Below are 18,184 nucleotides of genomic sequence, written 5' to 3' on the forward strand. Positions count from 1 at the left end.
CAGCAAGACCGGATGATGACCCTGCGAACCCGCATCGAAGAAAAACTTGTCGAAGCCTTCGCGCCCGAACGCGTAAGCGTCATCGACGAAAGCCATCTGCATGCCGGCCACCAGCCTGATATCACCGGCACCGGCGAAACCCATATGCGGGTGAGGATCGTTTCCGGAAAATTCGCCGGCATGTCGCGGCTGGCGCGCCACCGGGCAATCACGGACCTGTTGAAACCGGAGCTCGATGCCGGCCTGCACGCGCTGGCCGTCGAACCGGCAGCACCCGGCGAACCGACCCGCTGGTAGCGGCGCCAAAGCCTATATAGGCATTGGCGGCCCGCAATCCTACAGTGCCGCGCGCCTTTTCAGACGCGCTACACGCTGTAGCAATTTGATGACTGGGATCAGGTGGGCTTTGTGCCGTCTTCCCCGGCGGGACGGATGCGCAGCTTGGTGATGCGGTTCTTCTCCCGTTTCATGACGATAAAACGCTTGCCGTAGAAGGTGAAGGCTTGGCGCTCTTCCGGGATGGTCATCGATTCATGGATGACGAGGCCGGCAATCGTCGTCGCCTCCTCGTCGGGCAGGCTCCAGTCGAGCGCGCGGTTCAGGTCGCGGATCGGCACGCCGCCGTCGACGACGACGGAACCATCGGCCTCCTGACGCACGCCCTGTATCTCGATATCGTGCTCGTCGGAAATGTCGCCGACGATTTCCTCGAGAATATCCTCCAGCGTGACGATGCCCTGCACTTCGCCATATTCATCGACGACGACGGCGAAATGCTGCTTTCGGCGCAGGAAGGCGTTGAGCTGATCCTCGAGGTTGGTGCTGTCGGGCACGAACCACGGCTTCTGCGCGATCTTCACGATATCGAGGTTCTGCGGCTCCATGTTCGGCTCGGCAAGCGCCCGCAGCAGATCCTTGGCGTGGACGACACCGATGATGTTGTCGATCGTGCCGCGCCACAGCGGCATGCGCGTATAGGGACTTTCGAGGATGACGCGCACCACCGCTTCCGGCGGATCGTCGGCGTTGATCGCCCGCATGGCGGTGCGGTGGACCATGATGTCGGACAGTTCGAGTTCGCTGAGATCGAGCACGCCGCCGAGGCGGTCGCGGTCGGCCTTCACCACCGATCCCTCGCGGTGCAGCAGGTCGACGGCGCCACGCAGCTCCTCATGCGCCGTCAGCATCGATGTCTCTCGTGACAGATTGATGCCGAACAGCGAAAGAATCTGCCGCACGATCGCATTGACGAAGGAGGAAACCGGGCCGACGACGGTGACGAAGAGCTTGGCCGGCAGCGCGATGGCGAGAGCGAAGCGCTCAGGCGCCGAAATCGCCCAGCTCTTCGGCAGCACTTCCGCGAAGATAACCAGGATGACGGTCATCGCGAGTGTCGCCAACGCCACGCCGGAACTGCCGAACAGCCCGAGAAAGAGGCTGGTGGCGATCGAGGAGGACAGGATGTTGGCGAGATTGTTGCCGATGAGCAGCGCGCCGATCAGCCGGTCGCGCCGCTCGATCAACTGCCGGACGAGGCCGGCGCGTTCGTCGCCGTTGACTTCGAGTGTATGGATACGGCTGCGCGAAACGGCGGTCAGCGCGGTCTCGGACCCGGAAAAGAAGGCGGACATGAGCACGAGCGCCGTGATCGAAAGGATCTCCGGCCAGTATGTCTCGAGAAATGCCAGAGCGCCTTCGATCGACATCAGGCGTGTTTTTCCCGGAGAAAGCTGATCACTTCGGACGCCGGAACATCGTCGGCGACGAAGGACTGACCGACGCCGCGCGTCAGGATGAAGGTGAGCTTGCCGCTCTTGACCTTCTTGTCCTGGGCGATCGCGTCCATCAGCGTTTCGGCCGGCGGCAGGTCGCCTGGAATATCGGACATGCGGGTCGGCAGGCCGACCTCCTTCAGATGCCGCTCGACGCGCCGCGCATCGTCGGGGCTTGCAAGGTTCATCCGCGCGGAGAATTCATGCGCCAGCACCATGCCGATCGAAACGCCCTCGCCATGCACGAGGCGGGAGCTGTCATAGGCGGTCGCCGCTTCCAGCGCATGACCGAAAGTATGGCCGAGATTGAGCAGCGCCCGCTGACCGTTCTCGCGCTCGTCGGCGACGACGACATCGGCCTTCGCCTGGCAGCTCGCGGCAATCGCCTCGATGCGCGCGGAGCCGCCGGTAAAAACCGCCTTCCAGTTCGCTTCCAGCCAGGCAAAGAAATCCGGCTTGTCGATCAGCCCGTATTTCGCGACCTCGGCGTAACCTGCGCGGAATTCGCGCGCGCTCAGCGAATTCAGCACATCTGTATCGGCCAGAACCAGGTCTGGCTGATGGAAGACACCGATCAGATTCTTGCCATGGCGGGAATTGATGCCGGTCTTGCCGCCGACGGAGGAATCGACCTGCGACAACAGCGAAGTCGGCACCTGGACGAAGCGCACGCCGCGGCGGACGATGCCGGCCGCAAATCCCGAAAGATCGCCGATGACGCCGCCGCCGAGCGCGATGACGTAATCGTTACGCTCGACGCGGGCTTCGAGCACCTTGTCGCAGGCTGTGATCAGATGTTCGAAGCTCTTGGTCTTCTCGCCGGCCGGCAGGACGACCTCAGCCGAGGCGATACCCGCTTCATCCAGACTTGCGACGAGGGCCTTGAGATAGAGCGGCGCGACATTTGCGTCGGTGACAACAGCCGCCTTGCGGCCCTTGAGCCGGGTGGCGATCTCGGCGCCGGCTCGCGCAATCAACCCCGGCCCGATCAGGATGTCGTAGGCGCGCTCGCCGAGCGGCACATGCACCGTTCGGATGGCGGAGGCGGAGGTTATCGCATTCATGACGCTGCACTTTCCTTCTGAGCTTCGATCACGGCCTTTAAGACCTCGTCGGCCATGATTTCCTTGCGCACGTCGCGCGAAAGCACGGTGAGATCGGCCTGCGCATAGATCGGATAGCGCGCGTTCATCAGGCCCTCGAGCGTCTGCTTCGGATTTTCGGTCTTCAGCAGCGGCCGCGTGTCGCGTTTGTTGACTCGCTCCCACAACACGTCGAGATCGGCCTTCAGCCAGACGGAAAGGCCGCCCTTCTTGATATGCTTGCGCGTCCGGTCGTTGATGAAGGCGCCGCCGCCGGTGGAGACGACACGCGGCCCGCTCTTTAGCAGCCGCTTCACCACCCGCGCTTCCAACGCCCGGAACTCTTGCTCGCCATAGGCGGCGAAAAGCTCGGCGATCGTCATGCGCGACACCCGCTCGATCTCCAGATCGCTGTCGATGAAAGGAATGGCGAGCTGGCTGGCGACGATGCGGCCGACGGAGGATTTGCCGGCGCCCATCAGGCCGACAAGGATCAGATTGCGTGAACCGAGCGCGGCGCGAGCTCTGTCTTTCAAGCTGTCAGCAACGGTCAGCAGTTGTTCACTCATCGGTCCATTCACACTTTGTTTGCAAACGGTATCGACAAATGCAGGTGGAGCGTCAAGTCGCGGACAAGGGAATCATGGCTTGAATACCGCTTCTTGCACTTGCAGATAGGCTTCTTATAACAGAAGCAGAGCATGAAGGAGTTGCTGAATGCCGACCCTGTTCCGTTTCCTGTTCGTCTGCGCGATCCTCGCCGGGACGGTCTACGGAGCGATGCTGGCGCTTGTGACCTTCGTGGAGCCGCAGCAGCGCGACGTGACGATCCGCATTCCGTCCGAGCGGGTCAATCCGCCCGCCACGGGTGCGATCGACACGACCAGGAAGTGACCGGCATGGTGGATCTCGGTCGCGTCCATGTGGAATCCTTCCTGGAGATGATGAGCGCCGAGCGGGGTGCTGCCGCCAACACGCTGCAATCCTATGAACGCGATCTCGACGATGTCAGATCCTTCCTGAAGGAGCGCAGCATACGGCTAACCGAAGCCGCCTCCGCGGATCTTGCCGCCTATCTCTCCTCACTCGCGGGAAAGGGCTTCAAACCCTCCTCGCAGGCGCGCCGGCTTGCGGCCATGCGGCAGTTCTACAAGTTCCTCTATGCCGAGGGCCTAAGGACCGACGACCCTACAGGCATTCTCGATGCGCCGAAGAAGGGCCGTCCGCTGCCGAAGACGATGGGTGTCGAGGAGGTCGGCAGGTTACTTTCGCAGGCAGAGGCCGAGGCGGAGGATGCGGCTCCGGGCCAGTTGCACCGCCTGCGCATGCTGGCACTGCTGGAGCTGCTCTACGCCACCGGAATGCGTGTCAGCGAACTCGTTTCGCTTCCTGCCCGCGTGCTCGATCAGGAAGGCCGCTTTCTGATGATCCGCGGCAAGGGCAACAAGGAACGGCTGGTGCCGCTGTCGCAATCGGCGATATCAGCCCTCAAATCCTACGGGCGCCTGCTGGCGACCGAAAATGCAGCAATGAAGGAACCGCCGGAAAGCGCCTGGCTGTTTCCCTCCGCCTCGAAGGAGGGATATCTGCCGCGCCAGGTTTTTGCCCGCGACCTCAAGAACCTGGCGATCCGCGCCGGCCTCACGCCGTCGCTGATCTCGCCGCATGTCATGCGCCACGCCTTTGCCAGCCACCTGCTGGCCAACGGCGCCGATCTGCGCGTCGTACAAGAACTCCTCGGCCATTCGGACATTTCGACCACGCAGATCTACACACATGTCCTCGAAGAGAGGCTGCAGCAGCTTGTCCAGACGCATCACCCCCTTGCCAAACAGGCGAAAAAGCACGAATAGGACCGGCGACATGGGGCGGAGCCAGGAAAACGCCCCGGGCACAAGGAACGGAAACGCACCTCATGCACAATTATCTCGACTTCGAAAAGCCGATCTCCGACCTCGAAGGCAAGATCATCGAGCTGAAGAAGCTCGCAACGGAAGACGAGAGCATCGACACCACCGATGAGATCGGCCGGCTGGAGGTTCGCGTCCGTGAGGCGATCGTCGAAATTTACTCCAAGCTCAATCCCTGGCAGAAGACGCAGGTCGCCCGCCATCCGCAGCGCCCGCATTTCGTCGATTACGCCAAGACGCTGTTCCAGGAATTCACGCCGCTCGCCGGCGACCGCAAGTTTTCCGAGGATGCCGCGATCCAGGCAGGCCTTGCCCGCTTTCGCGGCCAGCCGGTCGCCGTCATTGGCCAGGAAAAGGGCAACGACACCAAGAGCCGCATCAAGCACAATTTCGGCAGCCCCCGTCCGGAAGGCTACCGCAAGGCGATCCGCATTCTTGAAATGGCCGATCGTTTTGGCCTGCCGGTGATTTCGCTGGTGGATACGGCAGGCGCCTATCCCGGCGTCGGCGCCGAAGAGCGCGGCCAGGCCGAGGCGATTGCCCGCTCGACGGAAATGTGTCTCGGCGTCAAGGTTCCTCTCGTCTCCGTCGTCATCGGCGAAGGCGGCTCGGGCGGCGCCATCGCCATTGCCACCGGCAACAGGGTCTATATGCTCGAGCATTCCATCTACAGCGTCATCTCGCCCGAAGGGGCAGCCTCCATCCTTTGGCGCGATTCCACCCGCGCCCGGGAAGCGGCGACCAACATGAAGATCACCGCTGAAGACCTGAAATCGCTCGGCATCATCGACGGCATCATTTCCGAGCCGCTCGGCGGCGCGCATCGCGATCCGGACAGCGTCATTGCCGCGACCGGCGATATGATCGCCAATGCCCTGGCCGAAATGGCGTCCCGTTCCGGCGAGCAGTTGCGCAACGACCGCCGGCAGAAATTCCTCGCAATGGGCCGCAATCTCTAACAGACATTCGGCTCTTCGCCGATTGGGGCCAAATCTTGGCCACATTGATGTTATCTGTAACACTCGCGCTTGCGGGGACGTTCGTGGCAAAGTCATAGGCTGGTAAGGGTTTATAAAGTATAAGCCGCCTATGATTCCTTCTGATGCCCGGACTCCATAGGCGGACCGGGTGGCACTATCTTTATGGGCTAGTTTGGATGCGCATACGTCATTTTGCCTATATTTCCCTCATGGCGCTGGCTCTGTCCGGCTGCAATGACGCGTTGGAAACCGCGCAGGTCGATCTTTCCAAGGTCAAGAACAAGGTCGAGCAGCCGCTTCCCGGCCACATCCTCGCTCAGATGTCCGCCAAGGGCATGGACCGCAATTCGCCGATCATGATCCGCATCTTCAAGGAAGAAGGTGCCATGGAGATCTGGAAGGCGAAGACCGACAACCGTTTTGACAAGATCGCCGATTACAAGATCTGCGCCTGGTCCGGCCGTCTCGGCCCGAAGGTAAAGACCGGCGACCGGCAGGCGCCGGAAGGTTTCTACGACCTGACGCGCGCCAACCTGAACCCCAATTCCAAATATTATCTGGCGATCAATACCGGCTTCCCGAACCGCTACGACGCGGCGAACGGCCGCACCGGTTCCGATCTGATGATCCATGGCGCCTGCTCCTCCTCCGGCTGCTATTCGATGACCGACCAGCAGGTGCTGGAGATCTACGCCTTCGCCCGCGACGCTTTCAAGGGCGGCCAGGCGACGGTGCAGCTGCAGGCCTTCCCCTTCCGCATGACCGCGGAAAACATGGTCAAGCATCGCCTCGACAGCAGCTACGACTTCTGGAAGATGCTGAAGGTCGGCTACGACAATTTTGAAGTGACGAAGCGCCCGCCCGAGGTGAATGTCTGCGAGAAGAAATACGTCTTCAATCAGCAGGCAACCGACGGCGGCGCCTTCAACGCCGCCGGCAAGTGCCCGGCTATGTCGACGCCGCCGGCGCTGACCGCAGCTCTCGCCTCCTACGGCAAGACCTACGATGCCGATTATGCCAAGGCGATGAGCAAATTTGACGGCATGGCCTGGTACGATCCCACCGAAGCCGAGCGCAAGGCCGTGGTCGCCAAGACGCGCAAGGGCCGCGAACTTGCTTACGCCCCGACCGGCACCTCGCTGGAAGCCGGCCGCATGGTCAAAGTCGCCGAACTCGAAGACCTGATGGCCAAGCGCACCGCGCAGGGCCTCGCCGCCAAAAGCGCGCCTGGCGCCACGCCTGCAGCACCTGCCCAGCCGCAGCCAATGGCCGTCGCTGACGCGACACCTGCGGTCGTGCCGGTGCCGATGCAGAACCCGATGCAGAATCCGCTCGCCTACACGGCTCCCGAACCGCAGGAAACGGCAGAGGCCGCGGCAAAGAAGCCGTTCTGGAAGTTCTGGGCGCGGAACTGAACGGCTTGACCCCCGTTCTCTACGACCTTCGCGGCCTGAAATGCCCCTTCCCCGTGATCAAGACACGCAAGAAGCTTGCCGCCATGGCGAGCGGCACTCTCATTCGCGTCGACACCACCGATCCGCTTGCTGTGATCGACATGCCGCATTTCTGCAATGAGGACGGCCACGAACTGGTCGAAACGGAAAAGACCGAAAACGGCCACCGCTTCCTGATCCGCAAGCGATAAAGCGCGTCGCGATCTTTCAGATTCGCTTCCCGCGCTTTAGCTCTTTGTTTTACGCATGTCGTTATCGCAAAACCGCTGCACACTTTTGCGCGACATGCGCTAAATTCTGAGGCCGGGGATGGCGAGCGGATTGTCGGAGAGCGCCGCACGATCCGGCATATCGATGCGCGGCTTGCCGAGGAAGGCGTCGAAGAGATCCTTCACGAAGGCTTCCGGCAGATCCCTGGTGATCAGCACCATGCGTGTGCGCCGGTCTTCCCCCGGCCAGGCGGGAAGCCGCACCGGCGGATGGAAAATGCTCTGCACCCCATGCAGCACCAGCGGCCGATCCGGCCGGTCGGAGACCGACACGATCGCCTTCATCCTCAACAGCTTCTCGCCATGGGCCGAACGCAGGAGATCGATGAACATCTCGAGCGCCATCGGATCGATCGGCTTCTCCTCAATGATCGAGAAAGAACGAATCGAGGCATCGTGACGATTGACGTCATGCGGATCCTGATCCGCATGAGCGTGATGATGGTGGTGGTGACCATCATGATCATGGCCATGATCGCCACGATTATCATCGTGATTGTGATGTCCATCACGACCGTGGTCGTGTTTGTGATGCGCCTCGTGTGCATCCTCGTCCTGCAGCCAGCGGCCGACATCGGCAATCTTCGACGCCGGATCGTAGAGCCCGTTGACCAATACTGCGGCACTGCCCGCATCAGTGCTGTCGGCATCCATCATCACGGCACGCGGATTGAGCGCCCGCAGGCGCTTTTCCAGCCCGTCCGTTGCCTCGGCCATCGACTTTTTCGAGACGATCAACCGGTCGGCGACCGCTGTCTGCTTGCGCGCTTCCTCGTGATTATCGAGCGTCTGCAGCCCATTCACCGCGTCCACGACGGTAACGACGCCGTCGAGCTCGAAATTTGTGGCGATGACGGGATTGCCCATGATCGCCTGCATAACCGGCGAAGGATCGGCAAGGCCTGTCGTCTCGATGACGACGCGCTTGACCGGCTTGACGCGGCCCGTCTGCACGGCGTCCATCAGGTTCGCCAGCGTATCCACAAGTTCGCCACGCACGGTGCAGCAAAGGCAGCCGTCGGACAGCTCGATGATCGAATCGCCGGAACTTTCGACCAGGAGGTGGTCGATGCCGACATCGCCGAATTCGTTGATGATAACGGCCGCATCCTTCATCACGGGGTCTTTGAGGATGCGGTTGAGCAGCGTCGATTTGCCGGCGCCGAGAAAGCCGGTCAGGATGGTGACCGGAATCCTGTCGTTGAGCGCGCTCATGTCATCTACCTTAAAAGCTTAAAAGGATGTCGGGCGCGGCATCGGCACCGGCACGTTGGCGAGGGTTCCCGCGGTATCGCCCCGTGCCATTTTTTCCGGCTGCGCAGCCGGCTGCGGATCCTGGCCCGGAATGAGGCCGGCAAAGACGAATTGCGGATCGTGGTCCATCGGCTGGATATAGGGTGACTGCACCCTCATGCGGCCGACCTCGTCGCGCGTTTCGCTGCGCACCTTTGCGCCCTTGGCGCTGCAGATATCGGCGCTGATGTCGGTCACCTGGTCCTGTCCCGACCCGTAGGGTCTCAGCGAACCCAATGTGTCGTTGCTGGCAGGCTGGGTGGTGAAGCCCTTCTGCAAAAGGTTCGCCGTCGCATCGGCGCGCGCTGCAAGGCTGTCGGTGCCAAGCACGACGGAGACCAGCGTGCGGCCATTGCGCGTCGCCGAACCGATCTGGTTGAAGCCCGAGGCGCAAATGAAGCCGGTCTTCATGCCATCGGCGCCGGCGAAGCGGCCGATCAGCATGTTGAGGCTCGGCACGTTCTGCTGGCCGTTGGTGAAGCCCTCCAGCGCGAAATAACCGGCATATTGCGGAAAGTCGCGGCGCAGCGCCACCGTCAGCACCGCAAGGTCACGCGCCGTTGTATACTGACCCTTGCCGGGCAGGCCGTTCGGATTGACGAAATGCGAATCCGTCATGCCGAGCTTCAGCGCCTCGCCGTTCATCCGCGTCACGAAGCCTTCCTGCGTGCCACCGATGGCTTCGGCGACCGCGACCGCGATGTCGTTAGCCGATTTCACCATCAGGATCTTCAGCGCGCTGTCGAGCGTCAGCTTCTGGCCCGGCTTGAAATACATCTTGGCGGCCGGCTGCGCGGCGGCGCGCTTGCTCATGACGATGGGCGTATCGAGGTTGATCTGCCCGGCGCGGATCGCATCGAACACGGTATAGACGGTCATCAGCTTGGTCAGCGAGGCCGGATACCATTTGCGGAAGGCTTCTTCATGCTCGAGCACGCGGCCGGTCTGCACATCGACGAGAATATGCGGATTGGCCTGGGCAAGCGAAACGGAGCCCAGAAAAACGGCAGTCGCCGCTGATACGAAAGAAAGCGGCCGCAAGGCAGCAAACAAACGGAAGTGGCGCGTCGACACGGTTCGTCCTTCAGATATCAGGAAAATCTCGAAATCTTCCCCTATTTAGCCTATATGGCTATGACATGGCAAAGGTCATTGACTAAGTAATTTCCACAGCCTCACACCCTTGTGATGCGATGAAAGATTGTCGAGATTTCATAACAGGAACGCCGATATGCCGATTTTGAACAGAGCTGCGGAGTTGCAGGACGAGGTCGCCGAATGGCGCCGCCATATTCATGCCCGGCCCGAGCTCCTCTTCGCGGTGGAAAATACGGCCGCCTTCGTCACCGAAAAACTCAAGGAATTCGGCGTCGACGAGATCGCCACCGGCATCGGCCGCACCGGTGTCGTCGGCCTGATCAAGGGCAAGGGCGAAGGCTCCCGCACGGTCGGCCTGCGCGCCGACATGGACGCCCTGCCGCTCACGGAGATCACTGGCAAGCCCTGGGCTTCGAAGACACCGGGCAAGATGCATGCCTGCGGCCATGACGGCCACACCGCCATGCTGCTCGGCGCCGCGAAATACCTGGCCGAAACCCGCAACTTCAACGGCAATGTCGCCGTCATCTTCCAACCCGCCGAAGAAGGCGGCGGCGGCGGCAATCTGATGGTCAAGGACGGCATGATGGAGCGCTTCGCTATCGAAGAGGTCTACGGCATGCACAATCTGCCGGGCCTGCCCGTCGGCCAGTTCGCCACCCGCAAGGGCGCGATCATGGCGGCGACCGACGAATTCACCGTCACCATCAAGGGCCGCGGCGGCCACGCCGCCCAGCCGCACCGGACGATCGACCCGATCGCCATCGGCGCCCAGATCGTCGCCAACCTGCAGATGATCGCCTCGCGCAGTGCCGATCCGCTGCGCTCGGTCGTCGTCTCGGTGACCAAGTTTAATGCCGGTTTCGCCCATAACGTCATTCCGAACGATGCGACCTTCGCCGGAACGGTCCGTACCCTCGACCCCGAGGTGCGCACGCTCGCCGAGACGCGGTTCCGGCAGATCGTCGAGGGATTGGTTGCTGCCCACGGCGCCGAGGCCGAAATCAGCTTCCACCGCAACTATCCCGTCACCGTCAACCACCCCGATGAGACCGAGCATGCGGTCGCCACCGCCAGCGCCATCGCCGGCGAGGCGAACGTCAACGCCGAGATCGATCCGATGATGGGCGGCGAGGATTTCTCCTACATGCTGAACGCCCGCCCCGGCGCCTTCATCTTCATCGGCAACGGCGACAGCGCCGGCCTCCACAACCCGGCCTACGACTTCAATGACGAAGCCATCGCCCACGGCATCTCCTACTGGGTCCGCCTCGCCGAACAGCGCCTCGGTCTCTAGCAACAATTAAGGCTTGGCTTCACGCCAAGCCTTTTGTATGCATGGCACTCAAGTGGTCCCGTAGCTCAGCAGGATAGAGCACCAGATTCCTAATCTGGGGGTCGCGCGTTCGAATCGCGCCGGGATCACCAGTCAATCAGATGGTTATCTCCCTTGACCGAACGCACGTTCGATGTCGTGGGAAACCAGTCTTTGTCCGCTAATGACTAGGTCGATTGTCGTGCGGGAACCGCACGACCTCAACTCTTGGGGGCAAGAGAATTGCCGGTTCATTGATTTGCTCAGCTGGCTAGTTTTTCGACATCGGCGTCGATCCACGGTCAGTTCGCTCAAAATTGACGATCGCGTCTCAGCACAAAATGCCCCACCGAAAAAGCACCCCGGCCAGAACCACGGGATCGGGACGATCAACGAATATTTGCGCAATCAGTGTTGAGCCGGGCGCAAATGTGCGCATATCGGAGCATGTTATCGTAAAGTGGATACAACCACCCTAAATTGAAAACAGTCTCTGCGAGAGCCGAGCTGTGTAAGTGGTCATAGCCCGCCATCCGGAGCCTTTGGCACGGTTGCCTTGGTACGTTAGCCCATTAAATGGCACGCATCTTGCGTTGCTGGCTATGGGGCCGAGCAAAAACATGCTCGGCGGAAGCCCGCGATTGCCCACCAAAGAGGACGAGTTCTCGGGCATCGATAGGCTGATCGACGGCCAGGAGCAGATGACAACATATTCGATCGTTCTAGGACGCGAACGCCATGTCTTTCAGGATCTGAAATCGGTATTGGCTTGCGCTTCGCCGCTGAAATCAGGTGACGTGCTTGCCGGGATCGCAGCGTCGAGCAATGAGCGGCGCGTGGCCGCCCGTTACCTGCTCGCGGATATGCCTCTCAAGACTTTCCTGGAGGATCTCGTCATCCCATACGAGGTCGACGAGGTCAGTCGACTGATCGTCGACCGCCATGATTGGATGGCGTTCGCGCCGGTATCTCATATGACGGTCGGTGAGTTTCGCGATTGGCTTCTCTCCTACGACGCAACCTCCGAAAAACTGCTCGCCATTGCACCAGGCCTCACCCCCGAAATGGTCGCGGCGGTCTCCAAGATCATGCGCAACCATGATCTGATCACCGTCGCCGGCAAATGTAAGGTGGTCACGGCCTTTCGCTCCACGATCGGTCTGCCCGGCCGACTATCGAGCCGCCTTCAGCCCAATCATCCCACCGATGATCCTGAAGGCGTTGCCGGCTCGACGCTCGACGGACTTCTTTATGGGATCGGCGATGCGGTGATCGGCATCAACCCGGCTACCGACAATCTTGAAGCCTGCACAAGATTGATGGTTCTTTTCGACCGGCTGCGCGAACGGTTCGATATCCCGACCCAATCCTGCGTACTGACCCATGTCACCACGTCAATCAAGGCGATCGAGGCTGGAGCGCCGCTCGATCTGGTGTTCCAGTCAATCGCCGGCTCGGAAGCCGCCAACAAGGGTTTCGGCGTCGATCTCGCCATCCTCAGGGAAGGCCAGCAGGCAGCACTTTCCATGAAACGCGGCACGGTCGGAAACAATGTCATGTATCTGGAGACCGGCCAGGGCAGCGCTCTTTCGGCCGACGCCCATCATGGTGTCGACGAACAGACGGTGGAGGCGCGGGCCTATGCTGTTGCACGTGAACTCAATCCGTTGCTCGTCAATACGGTGGTTGGCTTCATTGGCCCCGAATATCTTTTCGACGCCAAGCAAATTATCCGCGCCGGGCTCGAAGATCATTTCTGCGGCAAACTGCTTGGCGTGCCGATGGGGGTCGACGTTTGCTACACGAACCATGCGGAAGCCGACCAGGACGATATGGACAATCTGATGGTATTGCTGACTGTCGCGGGCGTCAGTTTTCTGATCGCAGTGCCCGGCGCCGACGACGTCATGCTCAATTATCAGAGCCTTTCCTACCACGATATTGTCGGCCTCAGGCACCAGTTCAATCGTCCGCCCGCTCCGGAATTCGAAGCCTGGCTTCATCGCATGGGCATGCTTGATCACACGGGTCGTCTTGCGCCGGCCAGCGCCTCGGGCGCCTTTTCCCGCAATCTCTTGAGCTACAGGGCATCGGCATGAGTCCCTTCGAACGAGATCCGTTTGCACGGTTCCGCAACGCCACACGCGCCCGGATCGGGCTTGGAAGGGCCGGCGACGCGCTGCCGACATCGGCAATTCTCGACTTCCAGCTTGCCCATGCCCGGGCGCGGGATGCCGTGCATGGGCACGTGGATTTTGTCGCCCTTGCCAAGCAGCTGGCTCCCGTGCCGACGGTGCGGATTCGGTCTCGCGCCAAAGACCGTACGATCTATCTGGCGCGCCCGGATCTCGGCCGTCAGACCAACGCAGCCGATCTCCCGAGCTCAGGCGATCGTTATGATATCGCCTTCATCATTGCAGACGGGCTTTCGGCCTCGGCGGTCGAGCACCACGCAGTGCCGTTGTTTAAGGCCTGCATGAAGCGCCTCGGAGGCTTCAGCGTCGCCCCGGTGATATTGGGCGAGCAGGCGCGGGTGGCATTTGGTGATGAGGCGGCGGCGGCGTTTGGTGCAGAAGTCGCCATTGTGCTGATCGGCGAGAGGCCGGGACTAAGCGTGCCTGACAGTCTCGGCGCCTACATCACGTTCCGACCGCAATCGGGACGGCGGGACAGCGAGCGCAACTGTATTTCAAATATTCATGCCGATGGGCTCAGCTACGAGGTTGCAGCGGACAAGATCGTCTGGATCGTCCGGGAGGCGCTTCGCTTGCAGCTGACCGGTGTCGATCTCAAGGAAAATGCCGAAGGCGCCATAGAAGCGCTGCCACACCAAGAAGCATAAAGTTCAATCTACAAAAAAAGGGGAACAATCATGTCAAATTCTCAACCGACGCTCGCCAAGAGCCTGACCGGGCTGCATTTATGGGGACTTGCAGTCGGCCTCGTCATCTCGGGCGAATATTTCGGCTGGAGCTATGGCTGGGCGGCGGCCGGCACACTCGGCTTTTTGATCACCACGAGCCTGATCGCCGTCATGTACACCACCTTCATCTTTTCCTTCACGGAGTTGACGACAGCTATTCCCCATGCCGGCGGACCGTTTGCGTACGCGCTCAGGGCCTTCGGCCCTCTCGGCGGCTTCGTTGCGGGTTTTGCAACACTGGTGGAATTCGTCTTCGCCCCTCCGGCCATCGCGCTTGCCATCGGCGCCTATCTCAATGTGCAGTTCCCGGGGCTTGATCCGAAAATGGCGGCCGTCGGCGCCTATATGGTCTTCATGGCGCTCAATATTGTCGGCGTTACCATCGCTGCGACATTCGAGCTCTTCATTACCATCCTCGCCATTATTGAACTCCTGGTCTTTATGGGTGTCGTTCTGCCCGGCTTCTCCGTCGCCAACTTCGCGGCCAATGGCTGGGCTGGCGCCCCTGAATTCTCGTTCGGCGCCATTGGAGGCATCTTTGCCGCCATTCCATTTGCCATCTGGTTCTTCCTGGCGATCGAAGGCGCGGCAATGGCTGCCGAGGAAACCAAGAACCCCACCCGTACCGTGCCGATCGCCTATATCGCAGGTATTCTCACTCTCGTATTCCTGGCTTTCGGCACGATGATCTTCGCAGGAGGCGTTGGTGACTGGCGCACGCTGTCCAACATCAACGATCCGTTGCCGCAGGCGATGAAGGCCGTCGTCGGAGAATCCTCCGGCTGGCTGCATATGCTGGTCTGGATCGGTCTGTTCGGCCTGATCGCATCGTTCCATGGCATCATCATGGGCTATTCCAGGCAGATTTTCGCGTTGGGCCGCGCAGGCTACCTGCCGGAAGTTCTCGCGAAGATCCATCCGAAATTCCGCACACCATACCTTGCTATCCTCGCGGGCGGCGTTGTCGGCATTGCCGCGATCTTCTCCGACAACCTGATCCAGATCGGCGGCTTGCCGCTGACTGCCAATATCGTCACCATGTCGGTGTTTGGCGCGATCATCATGTACATCGTCTCCATGGCATCGCTGTTCAAACTTCGTAGGACCGAGCCCGAGCTTGCCCGACCGTTCAAGGCTTGGGGCTATCCCGTTGTCCCGGCCATTGCCCTTGGGCTTGCGCTCGTCGCGCTGGCGGCGATGATCTACTACAACTTCCTGATCTTTTTGATCTTCCTTGCGATGGGCGCGGTGGCGTTCGGTATCTGGCGCTTGCTGTCAGGCGGCGTCGCCAAGGAAGCCGCAGCTTCCGCGTAACAGGGCTCTCTGGCTCGATTATCAAGCAGGCAATCGGACGAACCGGTTCCGATCAATATCAACGACCCCCGCCGAGTTTGGCGGGGGTAACTTCGCAAAGCTTGGCTAAGCTTACATCACGTTCCGGAGCCATTCGCTGCGCGCGGCCATTCAGGGGGGCAGCCCCCTCGCAGAAGACCGTCGCTAGGCCCGCGTTCGCCACCGATCGGTTCACGACACCTGACGACGGGCCCGCCGCATCTTCACGGCCCGCCTTGCCCCCAATCCCACCAGTGCCGCCACCATCCAGCCGCCGACAAAGCCGATCGCGCCCCAGACGAGACCCGCAAAGCTGACGGGAACGCCGGGCACGAAATCGCGCCAGGTATTGGCAAAAACGACGTCATCCGCGTCTTGCAGCAGGACGAAAGGCTTGGCGACGGGTGCGGCGGTGCCAAGGTGGAGCTGCTGCGACAGCAGCGTTTCGTAACGTGTGATCGTGCTTCGCATGGAAACGCCGCGGTCGCGCAGGAAATCGTCGGATGATTGCGCATAGGCGTTCAGCGCCTGCTGGCGATCGAGATGGTGTTCGGCCGCCTGGACATTGAAATCCTCGACGATGACTCGCAATTCGTCGATCGCCCCGCCGATCCGCTGGCGGTATTGCTGCGCAAATTCCGGCGCCTGCGAAAAGACCGTGCCGCCGGCAAGCCCGGCGACGACGGCGATGATCCTTGCAATCGGTCCCATGAATGATGCCTCCGGCTATCCCCCTGCGCTAACGATCCGGCGCGTCAAAGGTTTCTGCCTCCGTCACAATCGGTAACTCTATGTGATTGAACCGACTGCGCTTCCAGCGAGTTGATGCCGTGACCAACTCAGAAAGAGAGGCTTGTCATGAAACAGATTATCCTTGCCTGCACGCTCGCTGCTGCATCCATCTTTTCCGCAATGCCGTCCCAGGCGGCAAGTGTGACCATCACCACGGATGATGCCAGTCCCACTTACCGTCATGCGGAACGGCACTATTATCGCCATCAGATGCGGCCGCGCCACGTCTCCCAGGACTGCTTCACCAAGACGGAAAAAATCCGCCGTCACGGCCATACGGTCGTCAAGGAAACCCGAATCTGCCGATAAGGCAAATCCATGCAGAAAAAGCCCGGCTGATACTTCAGTCGGGCTTTTCTCATCTGATCTCGCCGATGAGGAACTTCGCAATATCAGCCGCGTTTATTGTGAAACGGGAGTATTCATCATGCGTATCAAGATGATTCTTTTGGCCATCGCTTATGTCGCCGTCAGCGTCGTGCTGCTTGCCATCGCCTACCAGCCGCAGAGTTCGGGCGCCATGCAGAAAACGGATCGTCTGGCCGGCTCGTCCTTCCTTGTCGAACGCTTCGCCGGTTGATCAGCTGAGCGCCGGCTTATAGGCGAAGACGTAGAAATATTCCTCGTCCGGCAGGTCTGGCTTCGGAGCTGCCCGTCGTCTGATCAATGCGTACCGTCAAGCGAATATCCGCCAAGCAGAATCCGGTTCTGCACCGAATGCACGCCCTCGACAGCCTTGGCGACCGCGGTTGCCCGTTCGATTTCGCCCACCGTGCCGACTGTGCCGCTCAACACGATCTGGTCGTTCTCCATCGTCACTTCGACATCAGACGCATCGATGCCGCCGGCGATCGCCAGCGCATTGGCAACGGCCGCCTCGACGGATGCGCGATTGGCGATTTCGGCTTCCATCTCGGGTTCGAGCCCGTGAAATGTCTGCTCCTTGAAAACCATGATCCATTCCTCCGTGAAACCTGCGGAGGAAACGCCCTTCGACAGAGTTTGGTTTCAGCACCGCTACCAGTTAACGCGATAGCGGAGATTGACACTGCCGGCCTCATCCCCCGAAAACGGATTGTTCATCGACGCATCGAGGTTGAGGTTCGGCAGGATGGCCTGGCTGACGGCCACCGTACTTGAGAAGTCCCCGGTGGCATTGCTGACGCCTGTGCCCGCCGAAAGCGAGGTTCCCGTCCAGGGATGGATCAGTTTCAGCGCTTGGGATGCCGTCACAGAAGCCTGCCGGGCATCGACCGCATCAAATTGAACGCTGATGGACCGGCTCGATTGCATGTCGAGCGAATCGGACAGAATCCAGCTGCGCGAGCGGCTGAGGGTCAGCGCGCCGCTGCCGCGCAGCGTATCGACGCTGACGCTCGCGCCCTGCTGTGACTGGCTTGCCGGGGTGACGTTCGTCCTGGTGATCCTGCCCCAAAGCATTGCCTGTTCGGAATCGGGCAGTGGCGCCCCGCCCTTGGTCGAGGCAAGCGCGATGTCGGCGCCAGCGCTCGTTTCCCATTCCGCCGGCAGGCGAAACCCCATCGTCGCCTTGTAGGACCGGTCCGAAAGCTTGGTCGGCGACCAGATCAGCAGGTCGTCCGCCCGCGTCGCGGTGGTGAGCGAGGGCAGGATGGCGAAAAGAATGCATGCTATTTTGGATGTCGTCATGAAGTAAGAACATTTTGCCTGACACAGGACCGCGGCTCCGAAACCGAAGCAGCAGCACACATGAAGCGCTCGCAGCGAACGCGATGAGGGATCACGGCCAAGCCGCTCATCCCGGTTTCATCCTCGATTCAATGGTTGGCTCGGAAAGCCGGCGGCACTGAGTGCCTGTTCTTCAATAGACGCCTTAGCGCCCCGAATTGCCCATGCGACCGAAACCAGCCGCAGCGGAACCGCGATTCCTCAAGCAATCATATAAGGATCACATCCAACCGCCGTTCTGTAAACCCCTTAAGGGT

General features: G+C 60.8%; 20 protein-coding genes and 1 tRNA gene. 13 read left to right on the plus strand and 8 right to left on the minus strand.

The genetic code is table 11. The annotated features are described in order from the left end of the window. Positions 1-12 precede the first annotated feature (12 nt). Positions 13-297, plus strand: coding sequence for a BolA family protein (locus U5G49_RS20030; RefSeq protein WP_018243805.1), 285 nt, complete (start codon positions 13-15; stop codon positions 295-297). 98 nt (positions 298-395) lie between these two features. Here the strand turns inward: U5G49_RS20030 and U5G49_RS20035 are convergent, their stop codons facing one another. Genes U5G49_RS20035 through U5G49_RS20045 form a run of 3 tightly spaced genes read right to left on the minus strand, consistent with a single transcriptional unit; the run spans position 396 to position 3,423 of the window. Continuing rightward, positions 396-1,706: an HlyC/CorC family transporter gene (locus tag U5G49_RS20035; protein WP_047620352.1), complete on the minus strand. Its 1,311-nt coding sequence runs from the start codon at positions 1,704-1,706 to the stop codon at positions 396-398. Beyond that, positions 1,706-2,836, minus strand: a complete 1,131-nt coding sequence (aroB, locus tag U5G49_RS20040) for a 3-dehydroquinate synthase (protein ID WP_193444657.1) — start codon at positions 2,834-2,836, stop codon at positions 1,706-1,708. The genes U5G49_RS20035 and aroB overlap by 1 nt, the downstream gene beginning before the upstream one ends. After that, positions 2,833-3,423, minus strand: a complete 591-nt coding sequence (locus tag U5G49_RS20045) for a shikimate kinase (RefSeq protein ID WP_193444656.1) — start codon at positions 3,421-3,423, stop codon at positions 2,833-2,835. Before U5G49_RS20045 ends, aroB begins: the two co-directional genes overlap by 4 nt. A 148-nt stretch (positions 3,424-3,571) precedes the next feature. Here U5G49_RS20045 and U5G49_RS20050 point away from each other — a divergent pair, with 148 nt between their 5' ends. From U5G49_RS20050 to U5G49_RS20070, 5 genes are all read left to right on the plus strand, one after another. Continuing rightward, positions 3,572-3,748 carry a hypothetical protein gene (locus tag U5G49_RS20050; RefSeq protein WP_012759201.1) on the plus strand — a complete coding sequence of 59 codons (177 nt, stop codon included), beginning with the start codon at positions 3,572-3,574 and terminating at the stop codon, positions 3,746-3,748. 5 nt (positions 3,749-3,753) lie between these two features. Continuing rightward, positions 3,754-4,707, plus strand: a complete 954-nt coding sequence (gene xerD / locus U5G49_RS20055; RefSeq protein ID WP_028734273.1) for a site-specific tyrosine recombinase XerD — start codon at positions 3,754-3,756, stop codon at positions 4,705-4,707. A gap of 62 nt (positions 4,708-4,769) precedes the next feature. Continuing rightward, complete coding sequence (locus tag U5G49_RS20060; RefSeq protein WP_018448126.1) at positions 4,770-5,723, plus strand: acetyl-CoA carboxylase carboxyltransferase subunit alpha; 954 nt, start codon at positions 4,770-4,772, stop codon at positions 5,721-5,723. Positions 5,724-5,920: 197 nt separating this feature from the next. Then, complete coding sequence (locus U5G49_RS20065; protein ID WP_131647595.1) at positions 5,921-7,159, plus strand: L,D-transpeptidase family protein; 1,239 nt, start codon at positions 5,921-5,923, stop codon at positions 7,157-7,159. Positions 7,160-7,164: 5 nt separating this feature from the next. Further along, the gene (locus U5G49_RS20070) at positions 7,165-7,389 is read left to right on the plus strand and encodes a sulfurtransferase TusA family protein (protein WP_018243812.1); all 225 of its coding nucleotides are present in this window, start codon (positions 7,165-7,167) and stop codon (positions 7,387-7,389) included. A gap of 99 nt (positions 7,390-7,488) precedes the next feature. On the opposite strand, the gene U5G49_RS20075 is transcribed toward U5G49_RS20070, so the two are convergent. Both U5G49_RS20075 and U5G49_RS20080 read right to left on the minus strand, forming a co-directional pair. After that, positions 7,489-8,682: a CobW family GTP-binding protein gene (locus tag U5G49_RS20075; protein WP_193444655.1), complete on the minus strand. Its 1,194-nt coding sequence runs from the start codon at positions 8,680-8,682 to the stop codon at positions 7,489-7,491. 18 nt (positions 8,683-8,700) lie between these two features. Then, a complete protein-coding gene (locus U5G49_RS20080; protein WP_193444654.1) occupies positions 8,701-9,834 on the minus strand; it encodes a D-alanyl-D-alanine carboxypeptidase family protein in 1,134 nt (377 codons plus the stop codon). A 157-nt stretch (positions 9,835-9,991) separates the two neighbouring features. Here U5G49_RS20080 and U5G49_RS20085 point away from each other — a divergent pair, with 157 nt between their 5' ends. The 5 genes from U5G49_RS20085 to eat all read left to right on the plus strand — a co-directional run bounded on the left by U5G49_RS20085 (position 9,992) and on the right by eat (position 15,410). Next, positions 9,992-11,155: a M20 aminoacylase family protein gene (locus U5G49_RS20085; protein ID WP_193444653.1), complete on the plus strand. Its 1,164-nt coding sequence runs from the start codon at positions 9,992-9,994 to the stop codon at positions 11,153-11,155. Positions 11,156-11,209: 54 nt separating this feature from the next. After that, a tRNA-Arg gene (locus tag U5G49_RS20090) sits at positions 11,210-11,286 on the plus strand. A gap of 588 nt (positions 11,287-11,874) precedes the next feature. Then, a complete protein-coding gene (locus U5G49_RS20095; protein WP_193444687.1) occupies positions 11,875-13,272 on the plus strand; it encodes an ethanolamine ammonia-lyase subunit EutB in 1,398 nt (465 codons plus the stop codon). Beyond that, the gene (gene eutC, locus U5G49_RS20100; RefSeq protein ID WP_193444652.1) at positions 13,269-14,015 is read left to right on the plus strand and encodes an ethanolamine ammonia-lyase subunit EutC; all 747 of its coding nucleotides are present in this window, start codon (positions 13,269-13,271) and stop codon (positions 14,013-14,015) included. The genes U5G49_RS20095 and eutC overlap by 4 nt, the downstream gene beginning before the upstream one ends. 30 nt (positions 14,016-14,045) lie before the next feature. Further along, positions 14,046-15,410: an ethanolamine permease gene (eat, locus tag U5G49_RS20105; RefSeq protein WP_322790897.1), complete on the plus strand. Its 1,365-nt coding sequence runs from the start codon at positions 14,046-14,048 to the stop codon at positions 15,408-15,410. 210 nt (positions 15,411-15,620) lie between these two features. Here the strand turns inward: eat and U5G49_RS20110 are convergent, their stop codons facing one another. Beyond that, on the minus strand, positions 15,621-16,139 hold the full coding sequence (locus U5G49_RS20110; protein ID WP_018448133.1) for a DUF2937 family protein: 519 nt from the start codon (positions 16,137-16,139) through the stop codon (positions 15,621-15,623). A gap of 147 nt (positions 16,140-16,286) precedes the next feature. Here U5G49_RS20110 and U5G49_RS20115 point away from each other — a divergent pair, with 147 nt between their 5' ends. Together U5G49_RS20115 and U5G49_RS20120 are read left to right on the plus strand one after the other, a co-directional pair. After that, positions 16,287-16,529 carry a hypothetical protein gene (locus U5G49_RS20115; protein ID WP_193444650.1) on the plus strand — a complete coding sequence of 81 codons (243 nt, stop codon included), beginning with the start codon at positions 16,287-16,289 and terminating at the stop codon, positions 16,527-16,529. 118 nt (positions 16,530-16,647) lie between these two features. Then, on the plus strand, positions 16,648-16,800 hold the full coding sequence (locus U5G49_RS20120) for a hypothetical protein (RefSeq protein WP_018243821.1): 153 nt from the start codon (positions 16,648-16,650) through the stop codon (positions 16,798-16,800). Positions 16,801-16,883: 83 nt separating this feature from the next. Here U5G49_RS20120 and U5G49_RS20125 read toward each other — a convergent pair whose 3' ends face one another. After that, entirely contained in the window at positions 16,884-17,174 is a 291-nt protein-coding gene (locus U5G49_RS20125) for a BON domain-containing protein (protein ID WP_112905409.1), read from the minus strand. Between the two features lie 63 nt (positions 17,175-17,237). Then, positions 17,238-17,888, minus strand: a complete 651-nt coding sequence (locus U5G49_RS20130) for a hypothetical protein (RefSeq protein WP_032980561.1) — start codon at positions 17,886-17,888, stop codon at positions 17,238-17,240. Positions 17,889-18,184 lie beyond the last annotated feature (296 nt).

The sequence above is a fragment of the Rhizobium indigoferae genome, from assembly GCF_034554815.1.
In the GTDB taxonomy this organism is placed as follows: domain Bacteria; phylum Pseudomonadota; class Alphaproteobacteria; order Rhizobiales; family Rhizobiaceae; genus Rhizobium; species Rhizobium leguminosarum.